The organism is Frankia sp. CgMI4, assembly GCF_001756285.1.
Classification (GTDB): domain Bacteria; phylum Actinomycetota; class Actinomycetes; order Frankiales; family Frankiaceae; genus Frankia; species Frankia casuarinae.
Genome location: NZ_MAQZ01000078.1, coordinates 13,936 through 31,592, shown reverse-complemented (window position 1 = coordinate 31,592; position 17,657 = coordinate 13,936). Strand labels below are relative to the sequence as shown.

Annotated in this window: 8 protein-coding genes; 5 read left to right on the top strand and 3 right to left on the bottom strand. The window is 72.3% G+C overall.

Annotated elements, in window-relative coordinates; genetic code table 11:
• Positions 1–30 precede the first annotated feature (30 nt).
• Positions 31–3,405, bottom strand: coding sequence for a UvrD-helicase domain-containing protein (locus Manayef4_RS13490; RefSeq protein WP_070131825.1), 3,375 nt, complete (start codon positions 3,403–3,405; stop codon positions 31–33).
• A gap of 325 nt (positions 3,406–3,730) precedes the next feature.
• Here Manayef4_RS13490 and Manayef4_RS13485 point away from each other — a divergent pair, with 325 nt between their 5' ends.
• The gene (locus Manayef4_RS13485; protein WP_070131824.1) at positions 3,731–8,815 is read left to right on the top strand and encodes an AAA domain-containing protein; all 5,085 of its coding nucleotides are present in this window, start codon (positions 3,731–3,733) and stop codon (positions 8,813–8,815) included.
• A gap of 42 nt (positions 8,816–8,857) precedes the next feature.
• On the opposite strand, the gene Manayef4_RS13480 is transcribed toward Manayef4_RS13485, so the two are convergent.
• The gene (locus Manayef4_RS13480) at positions 8,858–10,189 is read right to left on the bottom strand and encodes an acetamidase/formamidase family protein (protein WP_070131823.1); all 1,332 of its coding nucleotides are present in this window, start codon (positions 10,187–10,189) and stop codon (positions 8,858–8,860) included.
• A gap of 392 nt (positions 10,190–10,581) precedes the next feature.
• Here Manayef4_RS13480 and Manayef4_RS13475 point away from each other — a divergent pair, with 392 nt between their 5' ends.
• The 3 genes from Manayef4_RS13475 to Manayef4_RS13465 all read left to right on the top strand — a co-directional run bounded on the left by Manayef4_RS13475 (position 10,582) and on the right by Manayef4_RS13465 (position 16,133).
• Positions 10,582–11,616, top strand: coding sequence for a thiamine-phosphate kinase (locus Manayef4_RS13475; protein WP_070131822.1), 1,035 nt, complete (start codon positions 10,582–10,584; stop codon positions 11,614–11,616).
• A 457-nt stretch (positions 11,617–12,073) separates the two neighbouring features.
• Complete coding sequence (locus Manayef4_RS13470) at positions 12,074–15,808, top strand: multifunctional oxoglutarate decarboxylase/oxoglutarate dehydrogenase thiamine pyrophosphate-binding subunit/dihydrolipoyllysine-residue succinyltransferase subunit (protein WP_070131821.1); 3,735 nt, start codon at positions 12,074–12,076, stop codon at positions 15,806–15,808.
• A 145-nt stretch (positions 15,809–15,953) separates the two neighbouring features.
• Complete coding sequence (locus Manayef4_RS13465; RefSeq protein WP_011438124.1) at positions 15,954–16,133, top strand: DUF6104 family protein; 180 nt, start codon at positions 15,954–15,956, stop codon at positions 16,131–16,133.
• Between the two features lie 45 nt (positions 16,134–16,178).
• Here Manayef4_RS13465 and Manayef4_RS13460 read toward each other — a convergent pair whose 3' ends face one another.
• Positions 16,179–17,159, bottom strand: a complete 981-nt coding sequence (locus tag Manayef4_RS13460) for a zinc-binding dehydrogenase (RefSeq protein WP_070131820.1) — start codon at positions 17,157–17,159, stop codon at positions 16,179–16,181.
• Positions 17,160–17,349: 190 nt separating this feature from the next.
• On the opposite strand from Manayef4_RS13460, the gene Manayef4_RS13455 reads away from it, so the two are divergent.
• Positions 17,350–17,595 carry a hypothetical protein gene (locus tag Manayef4_RS13455; protein WP_070131819.1) on the top strand — a complete coding sequence of 82 codons (246 nt, stop codon included), beginning with the start codon at positions 17,350–17,352 and terminating at the stop codon, positions 17,593–17,595.
• The last annotated feature ends 62 nt before the right edge of the window (positions 17,596–17,657 follow it).

The window sequence follows — 17,657 nt, the reverse complement described above, 5'->3', positions numbered from 1 at the left end:
GTGTCGGTCCAGCGGCTCCGGCCCGGTGGCTCAGAGGAGTCGCAACTGCTTGCCCGGTGCCGGCCGGCGCGACCGGCGCCGCCCGCCCTCGGCCGGGACGCCCTCGGCCGGGACAGAGGACAGCAAAGCCGGCCTGATGTCCGCAAGAAACGGTGAGGGACGGGTCGTCACGACCGACCCGGCGCGCCGCCGGCTGGCCGCCGAGGTGAGGACCAACCGATGCCTGGCCCGGGTGACGCCGACGAAGAAGAGTCGGCGCTCCTCCGCCTCGGCGTCCTTCGTGCCGGCGTCGGCGGTTCCGTCGGCGGTTCCGTTGACGCCACCGCCCGGGATCCCACCGCCCGGCGCCTCACCGGCCGGACCGAAGCGCATCGGCAGCAGCCCGTCCTCACAACCGACGATGATGACCAGGCCGTATTCCAGACCCTTGCTCGCGTGCAGGGTCAGCAGCGAGATCCGGTCCGCCCTCGGGTCCAGCCCGTCGACCTCGGCGGCGAGCGTGACCGACGTGAGGAAACCCGCCAGGTCGTTGCCTGCCGCTGCGGCGGCCGGTGCGAGCAGCTCCACCGCCAGGCGCAGCTCGGCCTCGGTCGGCACCCGTCCGCCGGAGAAGCCGGGAAACCCGTCGGACGGCACGGCGCCGAGCTCGCTTCTCCTCGCCTCGGCGAGATCGGTGGCCCGTGCCGCCGCGTCGCGCAGCAGACCCGACACCGGACGCGGGACGCCGGGACCCGAGGGATCCGTGGTCGTCAGGTCCTGCAGCAGGGCGAGCAGGTCGGCGACCGCGGGAGCGTCCGCGAGCGGGAGATGAGAGCGCCGCTGGAACRGGAAACCGCGGGTGGCCAGCGCTTCCATGATCGGCTCGGCCTGGCGGGCGGTCCGGTAGAGCACGGCGATGTCCGCGAAGGAGAACCCCGCGTCGACCGATCCGTCCACCCCCGAGTCCAACGCGTGGAACGAGGTACCGCCGAGCGCCGCGTCGATCGTGTCGACGACGGCGATCGCCTCCTCGGCCTCACTGCGGTAGCGCCGCAGCAGCACCGGGCCGTCGCCCTCGGCGCCCCGCACGGCGGTCAGGGTCCGGTCCGGGACCAGACTCGTGGGCGCGATCACATCGAGCGCCGTCCGCACGATGGTGCGGGTGGATCGGTAGCCGCGGGTCAGGGCGACCGGGCGGGCACTCGGGTAGTCCTGCTCGAACCGCAGGAAGAACCGGACGTCCGCACCCCGGAAGCTGTAGATAGCCTGGTCCGGGTCGCCGATCACGCACAGGTTGGCCGTGGGGGGACACAACAGCCCCAGCAGGCGGTACTGGAGTTCGTCGGTGTCCTGGTACTCGTCGACCCAGACGTGGCGCCACCGCCGCTGGTAGTGCTCGGCGAGATCCGGGGACGACCGCAGCAGGGTCAGCGGCAGGGTGATCAGATCGTCGAGATCGACCATGTCCCGATCGCGCAGCGCGGCGTCGTAACGGGCGAGCGCCCCGACCAGGTCGTGGTCGCGGATCGCCTGGCCGAGCGCTCGGTGCCGCTTGAGCTCGGCGACACCGGCCGCCACCCGCCGGCGCGTTCGGGCGTCGCCCTCACCGTGCAGTGCCGCGGCGATTAGCTCCACGCGCACCGCGTCGTCCGCGACCTGGACCTGCGGGCCCCGGGCGAGTTTCGCGTGCTGCTCACGGATGATCGTAAGCCCGAGGCCGTGGAAGGTCGTCGCGAGCACCCGTCCCGCGGCGTCACCCAGCAGGCCGGCTAGCCGTTCGGCGAGCTCCCCGGCCGCACGCCGGGTGAAGGTGACCGCCAGGCACTCCCCGGCCGGCACCCCGTGCTCAGCGACCCGGTGTGCGATCGCGTGGACCAGCGTACGGGTCTTGCCCGTTCCCGGTCCGGCGAGGACGAGCAGCGGACCGGACAGGTGCGAGGCTGCCAGCCGCTGCTCGGGATCCAGCCCGTCAAGCACCGACGGGGTATCGCCGGAAACCGGCGTGAACAGCTGGCTGTCGGCCACCGCGGCATCCCCCGGCACCACCGCGGCATCGGGTGCCGGACGCGCCCGCGCCGCGAGCGCCTCGTCGAGGGAGGGTCCCGCATCGATCCGGTCCTGCCCACCAGCCGCGCCGGACCCCAGGTCGAACAGGGTGCCACCGTCCCGGGCGAGCTCCCGGGGTTCGAACAACCGGATGACGCCGTATTCGCCGTCGAACCCGGCCTGCCGGATCACCTCCCCGCGGCGCAGGCGACTGATTGCCTCGACCAGCTCCGGCGATCCGACCCCAGCGATGTCCGTGAGCGGTACGTCGCCGAGGATGTCGAGCTCCGGGCCCAGACGGGAGACCAACGACGTCACCTGGCCCGCGACCGCCTTGCTCTTCGGGCCCACGCCGAGAATCTCCCCGACGACCTCCGGCAACGGAACCAGCGAGGTGACGTCGGGCGCCGTGACGGGGCGGTGGCCGGGCCGCCGGTCGGCCAGCGCCTCGACCCGGTTGAGGACCCCGACGGTGAGGCCACCGCCGCAGGTGGGGCAGCGTCCGCCGACCTCCCGGGTCTGGTCCGGCGTGAGGACCACCCCGCACTTGCGATGCCCGTCGAGGTGGTACTTGCCCTCTTCCGGGAAGAACTCGACGGTCCCCGCGAAGCCGTCCCCGCCGCGCAGCGCGGCCTCGATGGAGAAGTAGTCGAGGTCGCAGGTGAACGCGGTCGCCTCCCGGCCGAGCATCGGCGGGGAGTGGGCGTCAGAGTTGCTCACCAGCCGGTAGCGGTCGAGACCGGAGATCCGCCAGAACATCTCCGGGTCCGCCGAAAGCCCCGTCTCCAGGGCGAAGACCTCGTCGGCGAGGTCGCCGTAGCAGTCCTCGACGGCGTCGAACCCGGACTTCGAACCGAGAACCGCGAACCAGGGCGTCCACACGTGCGCCGGGACCAGATAGYAGCCCGCCCCGCCACCAAGGGTGATCTCCAGCRGATCGCGGGAGTCCAGGCCCAGGATGGGACGCCCGTCCGCGGCGAGGTTGCCGATCCGAGCCAGCGCCGCCGTGATCCGTCCGGCGGCCTCCCGGTCGGGAGCGTAGAGAAGATGATGGACCTTACGGGTCCGGTCGCCCCTCTTGTAGATCGTCGAGATCTCACTAGAGATCATGAAGCGGGTCGCCGTCCGGCAGGAGGCCGGTAACGTGCGCAGCACCTCATGCTCAAGATCGGACCGCAGCCGGAACAGGCCGGGCTCGGCCGGGACCAGCTTCGTCGCGATCTCCTGAGACCAGGCCGGATGGGTGAAGTCGCCGGTGCCGACGACGGCGATGCCCTTGCGTGCCGCCCACCAGGCCAGGTGCTCCAGATCGCAGTCACGACTGCAGGCACGCGAGTACCGGGAGTGAATGTGCACATCAGCGTAGAACCGTGACCTCACGGATGCGTATGTTGTCGCACCCGCCTCACCATGCCGCCGGCGGCACGCCGCAACCTCACCCGAACCCRCACCCGCACCCGCACCCGGCGCACCCCGCGGACGGGCTACCCCCTCCTGTCGCTCCGTCGGAGAGGGGCACGTCATTATGCGTAGGATGCCGGCATCCTGCCGACCTCGCGGACGGGGCGTCACAGATCGGTGGCGCCACGGATCGGGAGAGCGGATCGGGAGAACAGCGCCGACGGGAGGAAAGTCACGTGTCGACAACCGACGGACGGCGTTTCCCTCCCGGCGCGGGCGCCGGGATCTCCAGAGCGAGGTCCTGATGACGACGCAGACCGCCGGCCCCGAGCGGCATGCCGCCCTCGCGGACCGCTGTCACCGGCTGGTGCGGTTCCTCCATGAGGTCGCGGCGGCCCGGTCGGGCCGGATCCGGACCATCGAGGAGCATCCGCTCACGGTGTGGCTCGCCGACATCCCGGCCGGCGTGCCGCTGTCCGAGCACGCCGGGGCCGGCGAGGTGCTGCTGACCGCCCCCGCCGCCACCGTCCTACCCCCACCGCCGCCACCGCCCGCGATCCTCGCCGGCCAGATCGTGCTGCCCGACGCGGCCGGCGCCGATCCCGACCAGCCGCCGGTGTGGAACGGCGCCGCCGCCGAGCAGACCGCCGCCGAGCAGACCGCCGCGGCGGCGGCCTACCAGGCCTGGTTGCCGCGATGGCAGCTCTGGGCGACACGCGCGCGCGTTGACGCGGAGCGACGCAATCTGCACAACACGCTGCACGCGGTCGCGGCCCGGGTGGCCCAGGAGGGTGACGCGCTGGAACTCGTGCTGGCGACCGGCCTGCTGACCTGGCAGCCACCGGGCGGCCCCACCGTCCGCGAGCACCTGCTGACCACCCGGCTGACCTGCGACATCGACCCGGTCACCTCCGATATCAGGGTGCGGGTCCCGGCGGGGGCCACCACGCGCCTCGCCGACGGCCCGCTACTCGACGGCATCGCCGGCTTCCGCCGGGAACGGACGAACGCGCTGCACGAGCGCCTGCGGGGACGACCGTCGGCGCCACTGGGTCCGGACGACATCCGGCTGCTGCGGGACTGGCTGGCGCTGGCGCTCGACGTGCCGACGGACGGCTTCGAACCCGACCTCGCGCCGCCCGCGCCCGACAGCGCGTCACGCCCGCGGGTGACCTTCGCCCCGGCCTTCGTCCTGCGCACCCGTGACCAGGCCGCCCTGCTGACCTACTACGAGCGGATGCTCGACGTCCTGCGGGGTGACGGACCTCCGCCGCTCGGCCTCGTCCAGCTGGTGGAGACCCTCGACGCCGCCGACCGGTTGGCCTGGCTCGAGGCAGAGGGAGCGACGAGCGGCGCCGAACTCGGTGCGGACCCGCTGCTCCCGCTCCCGGCCAGTCCCGAGCAGGCCCGGGTGCTGGAGCGGCTTCGCCACGACAACGGCGTCGTCGTCGAGGGCCCGCCCGGCACCGGCAAGACGCACACGATCGCCAACCTGGTCTGCGCCTTGCTGGCGGAGGGGCAACGGGTTCTGGTCACCAGCCAGAAGTCGCAAGCCCTGCGGGTCCTGCGGGAGAAACTGCCCCCGGACCTGCAGCGGCTGTGCGTGTCGTTCACCGATACCGAGGAGGCGCGCGACGCACCGGTCGACCAGGCCGGGAACGCGGGGGCGGACCTGGACGGCCGGCCCGACGCAGTCTTCGACCCCGCCCCGGCCGGGGCCGAAGACGAAGCGGACGAGCTTGGCGGCATCGGCGTGGGTTCCCCCGAGCTCGCCGCGAGCGTGAGCGCCCTGGCCGCGGAGAAGGCCACCTATCACCCCGAGGCGCTCGACCGGCGGATCGTGCGGGCCGCCGCGCGCCGGCAGGAGGCGATCCGCGCCCGCGATGTCCTGGCGGACCGGGCCCGCGCCCTGCGGTTGGCCGAGCACACGGTGCATCCGGACAGCGAGGTGGCCGCGGGCTGGGGCGGGACGCGGGCGAGCATCGCGGCGCGGGTCCGGGCCGAGGCCGACGCGTCGCGGTGGCTGCCGCGGCCCGTGCCCCGGAGCGCGGCAGCCACCACCACCGCGAGGACCACGGCGACGGGGTCCGGGTCTGTCGGCCCTGCGCCGGTTCCCCCGCCGTTGACCGACGCCGAGGCGCTGGAGCTCCACGCCCTGCTGCGATCCGGTCAGGTGCGATCCGGTCAGGTGCGATCCGGTCAGGACGTCGGCGCGGACCGGTCCGCCKGCCCGGTGGTCGAGATGAGCCGATTCCTACCCGCMGAGCGGTTCGCGGACCTGGTGGCCACCGCCCGCGCGGCCGACGAGGCGGTCCGCCTTGCCCGCGCGGCCGTCCGTCCCGCGACCCGGGGTCTCCTCGACACGCTCGCCGCCGTCGATCCCGCGGTGGTCTCCCTCGATCCGCTACAGCAGGCGGTCGCCAGCCTCTCCCGCGCGCTCGAGGAGCTCGACGGGCGCGGGCAGCGGTCGAACAGACGGCACTGGGTTCCGGCGGCCCTCGACGACGCCCTCGCCGGCCGGGACCGGGTCCTCTGGGCGAAGGTGGCCGCGGCCACGCCGATGATCGCCGAGGCGACGCGGCACGTGACCGAGCTCGGTCTGCACGCGGTCGCCCTTCCGACCTCCGCCTCCCCGGACGGCTCCGCCTCGGCGGCCGACGCCGGCTCCCCGGCGGATCCGGGCTTCGACCCCGCCGCCCTGCTCGCCCGGGGGGAGGCACTGCGCGAGTACCTCGACGCCGGGGGCGAGCTACGGCGCAGGTTCCGGCCGAAGGTCCAGAAGGAGGCGGACACGCTGCTGACCCGGACGCTGGTGGACGGCGTCGCGCCGACCACCCCGGAGCTGCTCGATCTCGTGCTCGTCCGGCTCCGGGCGGAGGTCGCGGTCGAGGCCGCGACCCGCGGATGGGTCCTGGTCGGGATCGCGCCGCGGCCCACCGATCCCTTCGAGGTACGCCTGTCCCGGCTGGTTGAGGCGCAGGAGGCCGTCACGGAGATCCAGGCGATCGTGGCGGCGCGGAACCGGGTCGTGGCAATCCTGGAGGACATCGTGCCCGGCCGGGCACCGGCGATGGACTCCGCCGAGCGCGTCCGGGATCTCGCGGCCGTCATGGCCGCGCTGCGCCCGATGGCAGCCGCCACCGACGCCGAGCGGGCGCTGGGGGAACTGCGGGAGGGCTACGCCGGGCTTGCCACCGCGGCGGGCACGCCGTCCGAGGTCGCCGAGCTGGCCGGCGCGGTAGCGGCCCGCAATGTGGCCGCGTACACGCGGACCCGGGCCGCGCTCGCCACCACCATGGCTGCCCGGGAGGTGGCGCTGCGCCGGGACGAGCTGCTCGGCCGGCTGCGCGCGGCGCATCCCGACCTCGCCGATCTCCTCGTCTCGACGGCCGGCGCGACCCGGCCCAATGGAGCGGAGATCTGGCCGGCCAGGCTCGCGGCGTTCACGACCGCCTGGTCCTGGGCGGTGGCCGCGAGCTGGCTGACCGCCACGGCCCCCGGCGCCGCCACGGCCCCCGGCGGCCCGGCTGGACCACCTGTCGATCTGGACGCCGAGCTGGACGCGGCGGAGGACATGGTCGCCGCGGCCACCGCGGAGCTGGCCGGCGCCCGCGCGTGGAAACACTGCCTCGAACGGATGGGCGCCGAGCAGTCGGCCGCGCTGCGCGCCTATGCCGACGCGGTGGCGGCCAGCGGCACCTTCGGCGGCCGCCACGCCGAGCGTTTCCGCCAGGCCGCCCGGGAGGCGATGGAGATCGCCCAGACGGCGGTGCCGGCCTGGGTCATGCCGATCCGGGAGGTGCTGTCGACGATCCCGGCGGTGCGCGACAGCTTCGACGTCGTGATCGTCGACGAAGGCAGTCAGGCCGGGCTCGACAGCCTGTTCCTGCTCTGGCTCGCCCCACGGGTGATCGTCGTGGGCGACGACCGGCAGTGCACGCCGCCGGTGGAGGTCACGGACGAGCTCGACCGGGTCTTCGACCGGCTGGAGGCCCTGCTGCCGGAGGTGCCGGCGTGGCTACGCGTCGGGTTCACCCCCCGGTCGAGCCTGTTCACGCTGTTGCGAACCCGCTTCGGCGAGGTGATCCGGCTGCGGGAGCACTTCCGGTGCATGCCGGAGATCATCGAGTGGTCGTCGGCCATGTTCTACCGGGACGCGCCGCTGCTTCCCCTGCGCCAGTTTGGCGCCGACCGGCTGCCGCCGCTGGTGGCCCGGTTCGTTCCCCACGGTTTCACCACGGACGCGGGCCTCGGTCCACGCAATCCGGCCGAGGCCGATGCCCTGGTCGCACAGGTGCTCTCCTGCGCCGAGGATCCCCGGTACGCCCGGCTCTCCTTCGGCGTCGTCGTCCCACAGGGCACCGCACAGGCGGCGCTGATCCGCGACCAGCTGGCCGACCGGATGTCCGCCGCCGAGCACCAGCGTCGACGGCTGCGGGTGGGCGTCCCCGCCGACTTCCAGGGTGACGAGCGCGACGTCGTCTTCCTGTCCCTGGTGGTGGCGCCCGACTCGCGCATCACCCCGCTGACCCGGCTGGAGTACCAGCGGCGGTTCAACGTCGCGGCCTCCCGGGCCCGCGACCAGGTCTGGCTGTTCCACTCCGTACCGGTCACCGATCTTGACCCTCGCGATCTGCGGCACAACTATCTGAGCTACGTGCTGTCCACGACGCACCCGGCGGCCGGCGGCCGCGGCGAGGAGCCCCCGGCACTCGCCGAAGTGCCGACCAACCGTCCGCATCCGGCCTTCGGATCCCTGTTCGAACAGCGGGTCTTCCGGGAGATCGTCGGCCGCGGCTACCTGGTCACCCCGCAGGTGGAGATCAACGGTCGGCGGGTCGACCTGGTCGTCTCCGGCGGTCGGGCCCGGCTCGCCGTCGAGTGCGACGGGGACGTCGGCTCCGGTCCGGACGAGATCGCGCACGAGTTCGCCCGGGAGCGCGAGCTGCGCCGGGCGGGCTGGCGGTTCTGGCGGGTCCGCCAGTCCGAGTTCGAACTCGACGCCGACGCCGCGTTGGCCTCGTTGTGGCCGCGGCTGGCGAGGGCCGGTATCGCGCCCGTGAACACCGGGGCGCGAGGACTGCGGGACGAGGCCGCCACCGGCCTCCCCCGCGTCGAACATTCCACCGTCCGGGCGAGCGCCGACGAGGCGCTGCACCGGTGGCGGCCCATCGCCCTGTCCGATCTGGAGGGCCTCGACGACGCACCGCCGGACGCCGATCCGCGCGGTTCGGCCCGTGATTCGGCCCCTGCCCTCCGGCGAGGCACGGGCACGGCCCCGGGCGCCGGTGGGGGAGACTGCTCCCCGCGTGCCGAACGGGTCGGTCAGGCCGGCGGCCCGGTCACCCCGTCCGGTTCGAACGGCGCCGGCAGGACGTCGGGATCGTGATCGTCGTGGGATGCCTCGACACCTGCTCCGGCGCCCGGCCGGTCACGGGGTGTCCGGGCCGCCGGCTTCCGCGTCGATCGGGGGTGAGGCACCGGCCGGCTCGGYCCAGTGAATCCGCACCGCGCGACCGATCTTCTCGTCGGCCCGATCCGGCGTCTTCTCCGCGGCGTGTTCCGGATCCGTCGGGTCCTCGGTCTCCGAGTCGCCCACGCCGACGATCCGCACGAGTCCGGATCGCGGCAGTCGCGGCTTCGCGATCGGCAGTTCGGTGAAGTCCGCCCGACGGATGCGGCAGAACGCGCTCTGGGTGCCGGTGCCGAGCTGGCAGGCCCCGAAGTCGGCCGCGGCGGACAGGTAGGCGAGCGCCTCGGTCCGGTCGAGCCCGACCCGGCTCTGCAGGAAGACCACCGCCGACCGCGCCGCGCGGCGGACGGACTCGGCGAGGTCAACGTCGAGCCCCAGGGTGACCCAGGCCGTGTCGGTCTCGATGAACGGTTCCCGCAGCGCGCCGAGAACCGACCGGGCCGCCGTGTCACGCAGCACGGTCAGCCGCAGCGTCGCCCGTAGCGGGCCATCCAGGGCGGTGGCACCGATCTTCCCGTCCCCGAGGGCGTAATGCGGATCGCCGACGGCGAACAACGCGCCGCTCACCTGGACCGGCAGGAACAGCCGCGCGCCCGCGCCGAGTTCCCGGCAGTCCAGGGCGCCGCCGTGCAGACCGATCGAGGTGGAGGGGACGATCTTGGTGGTAGTGTCCACGCCGACCGCCATGATGCCCAGGAACGGCGCCAACGGAAACCGGGTCCTGCTGCCGTTCACGCTGGTCAGGGCGCCGAACAGGCGGCCCCGCCGGCGCTCCACCGCACAGAAGGTGGTAACGGTGCGGAAGCGTCRCCAATGGCGGGCGTCGGCGTCCGCGTCCGGCGGCCCCCCCTCGGGGAACTCCCCTGCAAGCAGGCCCGCGCCATGGCGGGTCGAGACGATCCCATACCGTGCGCGGGGATGCAGCGAGACCACCTCAACCCGCAGCACGTCCCCCGGTTCCGCGCCCCGGATGAACACCGGTCCGGTGACGATGTGGGGACCGTCCACCCCGAACCGGTGCGGGATACCCGAAGCGGYGATCGCCCGGGCGTCGGCCAGCACCTCCGACGGCGCGACCCCGAAACCGGCGAAGAAGGCGTCGGGATCGCGCCCCTGGTCGCAGAGGATCCCCTCTTGGCTGACCGTGTCGAAGGTGACCGTGGCGCCGGAGTCGATACTGAGAACCGGCCTGGTCAGGGCGTTCGGCAGCTCACCCCATCTGATGGTCTCGGGGGTGGAGGGCAGGTAGTGCCGTCCCTCGATCCTTCCTCGGCCAGGCTGCAGCGCCACCCGACCCTACCTGGACCGATGCCTGGTCAGCGGACCTCCGCTGGGCCGGATCGCCTGGGCGCGCGGCTGACCGACCCCACGGATCACGGCAGGCCGCGGACAACATACACGCGGACAGGTCTGGCTTCGCACGCGCGTCAGATTTCCAGCAGCATATGTCGGGAAGGTGACGCAGACGTTGCGATCACGGTCATTCCGCTGTTTCCGGGTAGGCGGTGCGGCCAGGGCCGCATCCGGCACGCCCCGGACTCGCCACCATCCACCCGTCGGTGCCGCCTCCGGCCGGAAGCCGCGGGACCGGTTGGTCCGGTCGGTCCGGCGGGCGGCGGGGTCGGGAAACTCCGCCTGAGGATGGAATATCTAGATCATCTAGATATTGGAGGATATGGCGAATGGGAAGTCACGGGAGACCCCCGGCGGGGGCGACGCTGCGCGATCTGGGCGAGTTCGGCTTGATCKAGGCCGTGACGGCGCGTTTCTCCCATGGACGGGACGTGCTGGTCGGCCCCGGGGACGACGCGGCGGTGCTGGCCGCCCCGGACGGTCGGGTGGTCGTCACCACCGACCTGCTGCTCGAAGGACGCCACTTCCGCCGGGACTGGTCGTCCGCGGYGGATGTCGGGCACAAGGCCGCCGCGCAGAACCTCGCCGACGTGGCGTCGATGGGGGCGAGGCCCACCGGCCTGTTCCTCGGCTTCGCCGCACCCGGCGACCTCGCGGTCGACTGGGCCCTGGCGATGGCCGACGGAATGGCCGAGGAATGCGCGCAGGCCGGTGCCTCCGTGTCCGGCGGGGACGTCAGCTCCGCGGATTCGATCATGCTCGGGGTGACCGCGCTCGGTGACCTGCAGGGCCGGCCGCCGGTCCTGCGCTCGGGCGCCCGGCCCGGCGATGCCGTGGTGCTCGCTGGTCGTCTCGGGTGGGCCCAGGCGGGGCTGGCCCTACTCACGGCGGGTTCGGCAGCCGGCGACTCCCGATGGGTCGACGACCCGAGATGGAAGGAACTGATCGCGGCGCACCGCCGGCCCCGGCCGCCCTACGCGCTCGGGCCGGTGCTCGCCGCCGCGGGCGCGCACGCCATGTGCGACGTCTCGGACGGTCTCGTGGCGGATCTCGGTCACATCGCCGTGGCCTCGGGGGTGTCCATCGATCTCGCGTCGGAAGCCTTCCTGATCGACGAGGCGATGCGGTCGGCCGGGGCCGCCCTTGATGTGGACCCGTTGCGCTGGGTACTCGGCGGCGGCGAGGATCACCCGCTGGTCGCCTGCCTTCCCCCAGGAGTGACCCCGCCGGCCGGGTGCATCGTGATCGGTTCGGTCCTGAGCGGCGCGGGATCGGCCGGCGCGGGGGTGACAGTGGACGGGAAGCGCCCCGTAGGCAGCGATGGGTGGGATCACTACGGGCAGTCCGCGACGGACGCATCCTGACTCCGGACACACCAAGGGACARCGACACCAAGGGACAACGACACCAAGAGACAACGACACCAAGGGAGAAAAGACACCGAGGAGCAGAAACATCAGGAGGCAGACGCCGGCCCGCCAGGTCGCCTCACGGGCGTAGGTCGCTCGAAGCGACATTTATTGGGTCCGGGGGCCATGATGCGGGCCGGCGTCACCGAAGCATAACCGACGGCCCGCCCGGGAGTATCCCCACCGCGCGGTGAACGATGGAACGATCTCGCTCTCGCCCTGATTGGCTGTAGCTACCGGACGTTCCCGGCGCCGGTCCGCCCATCCCGGAGAACACGCCGAGCAATCTACTCGTAACCGATCATGGACGGGCCAGGCCGGGATGCCCAGAGCGGGTAGGATAGGCAGACGGTGGCGGAAGGGCCTTATCGGAGGCCGAGAAGCGAGACCGTGGATAGAGGCGAATGGCCCCGTGACAGCACCGACGGTACCTGCGTCAGGACCTGACTTCGGACCCAACGAATGGCTGGTCTTCGAGATCTACCAACAGTTTCTCGAAGATCCGCAGAGCGTGTCGCCGGAGTGGCGCGAGTTCCTCTCCGATTACCACCCCGGCGCGCCGCCCGCCGCCGCGGGCGGCGCCGGGCAGGCCGCCACGGCGGCACCTAACGGGGAGGTTTCGCCGGATGGTGAGGTCTTCCACACTACGCCTGTTCCGGTGAAGCCGAGCACGGCCGCGCCGTCTACTCCGGCCGCGCCGGTCCCGGCGTCGGCACAGCCCGCCGGGCCCCCGAAGCAGGCGGCACCCGCCGACAGGCAGGCTCCGGAGGCGGCCACGCCGCTGCGCGGCGCCGCCGCCCGCGTGGTCAGCAACATGGAGACCTCGCTGCACATCCCGACGGCGACCTCGGTGCGGGCGGTGCCGGCCAAGCTGCTCGCGGACAACCGCATCGTGATCAACCGGCACCTGGCCCGCTCCAGCGGCGGCAAGGTGTCCTTCACGCACATCATCGGCTACGCGATGGTCAAGGCGCTGGCCGCGCATCCCGTCATGAACGCCTCCTACACGGAGGTGGGCGGCAAGCCGGCCGTCGTCCAGCCGGAGCACATCAACCTGGGCCTCGCCATCGACCTGGTGACCCCGAAGGGCCGCCAGCTCGTTGTCGCCGCCGTCAAGAAGGCCGAGACGCTGGACTTCACCCAGTTCTGGYAGGCCTACGAGGACCTCGTGCGCCGGGCCCGGACGAACAAGCTGACCACCGACGACTTCACCGGCGTCACCATCAGCCTGACCAACCCCGGCGGCATCGGCACCGTGCACTCGGTGCCCCGCCTGATGGAGGGCCAGGGCACGATCATCGGCGTCGGGGCGATGGAGTACCCGGCCGAGTTCTCCGGCGCGTCGGCGAACACCCTGGCGAAGCTCGCGATCTCCAAGATCATCACTCTGACCAGCACCTACGACCACCGCATCATCCAGGGCGCCCAGTCGGGTGAGTACCTGCGCCGGATGCATCAGCTGCTCCTCGGCGAGGAGGGCTTCTACGACGAGATCTTCCAGTCGCTGCGGGTGCCCTACGAGCCCGTGCGCTGGGTCGCCGACATGCCGGTCGTGCACGAGGGCGACCTCGACCACAACGCCCGGGTGCTGGAACTGATCCACGCCTACCGGGTGCGCGGCCACCTCATGGYGGACACGAACCCGCTCGAGTTCGCCATCCGCAGCCATCCCGACCTCGACATCATCAGCCACGGGCTGACCCTGTGGGACCTCGACCGCGAGTTCGCCGTCGGCGGCTTCGCCGGGCACCGGACGATGTCCCTGCGCGACGTCCTGGGGGTCCTGCGCGACTCGTACTGCCGTCGGGTCGGCATCGAGTACATGCACATCCAGGAACCGGATGAGCGTGCCTGGATCCAGGCCCGGGTCGAGCGGGCCGCGGAGCGGCCGGACCCGGCCGAGCAGCTGCACGTGCTGGAGCGGCTCGGGGCCGCGGAGGCGTTCGAATCTTTCCTGCAGACCAAGTACGTCGGCCAGCGCCGGTTCTCCCTCGAGGGCGCCGAGTCGACGATCCCCGCCCTCGACGAGGTTCTCTCGCGTGCCGCCGGCGCGGGGATGGACGAGGTCGTCATCGGCATGGCCCATYGCGGCCGGCTGAACGTGCTCGCCAACATCGTCGGCAAGTCCTACCGGCAGATCTTCGCCGAGTTCGAGGGCTACCTCGACCCGCAGACGGCGCACGGCTCCGGCGACGTGAAGTACCACCTCGGCGCCGAGGGCGTCTACACCGGCCAGGACGGCCGCACGGTACCGGTTTCGGTGGTCGCGAACCCGTCGCACCTCGAGGCGGTCGACCCGGTCACCGAGGGCGTCGTCCGCGCCAAGCAGGACATTCTGGACAAGGGCTCGGCGGGTTTCACCGTTCTGCCGGTACTCGTCCACGGCGATGCCGCGTTCGCCGGGCAGGGGGTCGTCGCCGARACCCTCAACCTGTCCCAGCTGCGGGGATACCGCACCGGTGGCACCGTGCACCTGGTCATCAACAACCAGGTCGGATTCACCACCTCGCCGGACTCCGGCCGGTCGTCGGTGTACGCCACCGACGTCGCCCGGATGGTCCAGGCACCGATCTTCCACGTGAACGGGGACGACCCGGAGGCGTGTGTCCGGGTTGCGGCGCTGGCGTTCGAGTACCGCCAGGCGTTCCACAAGGACGTCGTCATCGATCTGGTCTGCTACCGGCGGCGCGGGCACAACGAGATGGACGAGCCCTCGTTCACCCAGCCGTTGATGTACGACACCATCGCCAGCAAGCGTTCGGTGCGCAAGCTCTACACCGAGGCGCTGATCGGCCGCGGGGACATCACCCGCGAGGAGGCCGAGCAAGCGATGAAGAGCTACCGCGCGGAGCTCGAGAAGGCCTTCGCGCAGACCCGGGACACCACCCCGGCGAGCTCGTCGCCGCAGCCACGCATCATCACCACCCCGGAGGAGGCCGCCGCGGCGGCCGCGGTCAGCACCGCCGTGTCCGACGAGGCCGTGAAGAAGGTCATCGAGACCCAGGTCAACCTGCCGGAGGGCTTCACCGTCCATCCACGGCTGCGTCCCCAGGTCGAGCGGCGGGCCCAGATGGTGGAGACCRGCTTGATCGACTGGGCGCTGGCGGAGACCCTGGCCTTCGGAACGCTCCTGCTCGACGGCCGCTCGGTGCGGCTGACCGGTCAGGACAGCCGGCGGGGCACCTTCGGCCAGCGGCACGCCGTGCTGGTCGACCGGCACAGCGCCGCGGACCACACCCCGCTGCGGACCCTGCGCCACGGCCTCGACGGCACCATCGTGAACGACGGTGTCGKCACCTTCTACGTCTACGACTCGCTGTTGAGCGAGTTCGCGGCGATGGGCTTCGAGTACGGCTACGCGGTCGCCCGGCCGGACATGCTGGTGCTCTGGGAGGCGCAGTTCGGCGACTTCKCCAACGGCGCCCAGTCGATCATTGACGAGTTCATCACCGCCGGTGAGGCCAAGTGGGGCCAGCGGTCGGCGGTCACCCTGCTGCTGCCGCACGGCTACGAGGGTCAGGGTCCCGACCACTCCTCCGCCCGCATCGAGCGCTTCTTGTCGCTGTGCGCGGACAACAACATGACGGTCTCCGCACCCTCGTCCCCCGCCAGCTACTTCCACCTGCTGCGCCGGCAGGCCCTCTCGCCGGTCCGGCGTCCGCTGGTGGTCTTCACCCCCAAGTCGATGCTGCGGCTGAAGGCCGCAACGTCCACCGTGGCCGAGCTGACCGGCGGCGGCTGGCAGCCGGTGATCGACGACGGGTCCGTCACGGACCCGTCGGCCGTGCGCCGGATACTGCTCACGGCGGGCAAGGTCTACTACGATCTCGCCGCCGCCCGGGGGAAGCACGACGACGCCGAGCGATTCGCCCTGTTGCGCGTCGAACAGCTCTACCCGACGCCCGGGCCGGAGCTCGCGCAGGTCCTGGAGCGTTACCCGAACGTGACGGACATCGTCTGGCTCCAGGAGGAGCCGGCGAACCAGGGCGCCTACCCGCACATGGCCCTCAACCTGACCGAGTTCCTGCCCGGCGACATCCGGCTGCGTCGCATCTCCCGGCGCGCCGCCGCGGCCCCGGCCTCGGGGTCGTCGAAGGTGCACGAGCGCGAGCAGCAGGCCCTGGTCGAGGCGGCGTTCGAGAACTGAGCACGCGGCCGGCGGAGCGTCGCCCGATCCGAGGACCGTCCCGCCGCACCGGTGGTGTTCCCGGGCCGCCGTGCCCGGCAGCGCCACCGGCGTGCGGCGGCCGGTCCGGCTCGCCAGACATCCGCTCGCCAGACAGGGGGCAGCGATGTACTTCACCGACCGGGGGATCGAGGAACTCGCCGCGCGGCGCGGCCCGGAGAGCCTGACCTACGAGGGTCTTGCCGACTCGCTGCGCGTCTTCGTGGACCTGTATCCCGACTTCGAGGACGCGATCGACCGGCTCGCCACCTGGCTGGCCCGCCCCGAGGAGGACCCGGATCTCTAGCCCGCCCAGCCCCGAGCCAGGAGTCCCCGCACCACGACGAAGGGGCTAGGCGGGGGGGCGGAGTATCAACTTGCCGAAGAACTCACCGCCGAGCAGCTGCTCGAAGGCGGCCCGGGCATCGGCCAACGGGCGCACCTCGTGGATCAGCGGCCGCACCCCGGTCCGTTCCACGAATGCAACGAGATCGACTAGCTCGTCCCGGCTCCCCATGGTGGAACCGATCACCGACAGCTGGAGAAAGAAGATCCGGGTGAGGTCCGCCGGCGGGTTCGGACCACTGGTGGCGCCCGAGACCACGATGCGCCCGCCGGGGCGCACTGCCTTCACCGAGTGACCCCAGGTGGCGGCGCCGACGGTCTCGATGACCGCGTCGACCCGGCGCGGCAGCCGGGCACCGGGTTCGAGAACCTCGTCGGCGCCGAGGGCGGCCGCCCGCTTCCGCTTGGTCTCGTCCCGCGAGGTCACGAAAACGGTGTGCCCGGCGGCCTTGGCGATCAGCAGCGCCGCGGTGGCCACCCCCCCACCGGCTCCCTGGATGAGCACGGTGCCGCCGCCCCCGGCGGGCAGCCCCGCCCGGGAGACGACCATCCGGTAGGCGGTGAGCCAGGCGGTCGGCAGGCAGGCGGCCTCCTCCCACGACAACCCTGCGGGCTTCGGGATCAGGTTGCGCCGCGGCACGGCGACCCGCTCGGCAAGGGTTCCCGGGTACAGCTCGGACAGCAGGGTCCGCTTCGGGTCCAGCGTCTCGTCCCCCCCGCCCGCTGCCGGATCACCGATCACGCTGTGGACGATGACCTCCTGCCCGTCGGGGGTCACCCCGGCGGCGTCACAGCCGAGGATCATCGGGAGCCGATMCGCCGGCAGGCCCACTCCACGCAGGCTGAACAGGTCGTGATGGTTGAGCGAGGCGGCCCGCACCGTGACGGTGACCCACCCGTCGAGCGGCGCGGGTTCGGGCTGCTCCCCGATGGCCAGGCCGTCGAGCGGGGAATCGGGGTGGAGGGACATGGCGGCGGCGGCTAGCACCCTTCGAACCTACGGCTACTGGCGTGCAGACGCGAGCGAGGCCGACCGGCGCGGATCCACTCAGGACAACCGACAGGCGACGCCACGGACGAAGGGGACCATCCGGGCCGGCAACCGCGCCTGCCAGGCCGGTGTGCTGAACTCGACACCGTGGGAACAACAAGGGTGGACACCCAATGGTAAACAGGCCGTGGTGACCCACGAGGACATGCCCGACTCGCCACGCARAAACGGGTCGAGCCGGCGGCTGGGCTGGCGCCGCCGACACCCCGCGCCCGTCCCGGAGGCACCCGCGACGGTCATCGTGGACGGCATACCGGTCATCACGGTGGCTCCCGCCGACTTCGTGTGCTGCTCTTACAAGGGATGTGGGACCCTGCGCCCGCTCGCGGAGGCGGTGGAGAACCGGCCCTGCCCGGGATGCGGCCGGGTCTGAGACCCACGCGGGCTGAGACCACGCGGGCTCGCGAACGGCCCGGGAACGCGGCTCAGGACCCG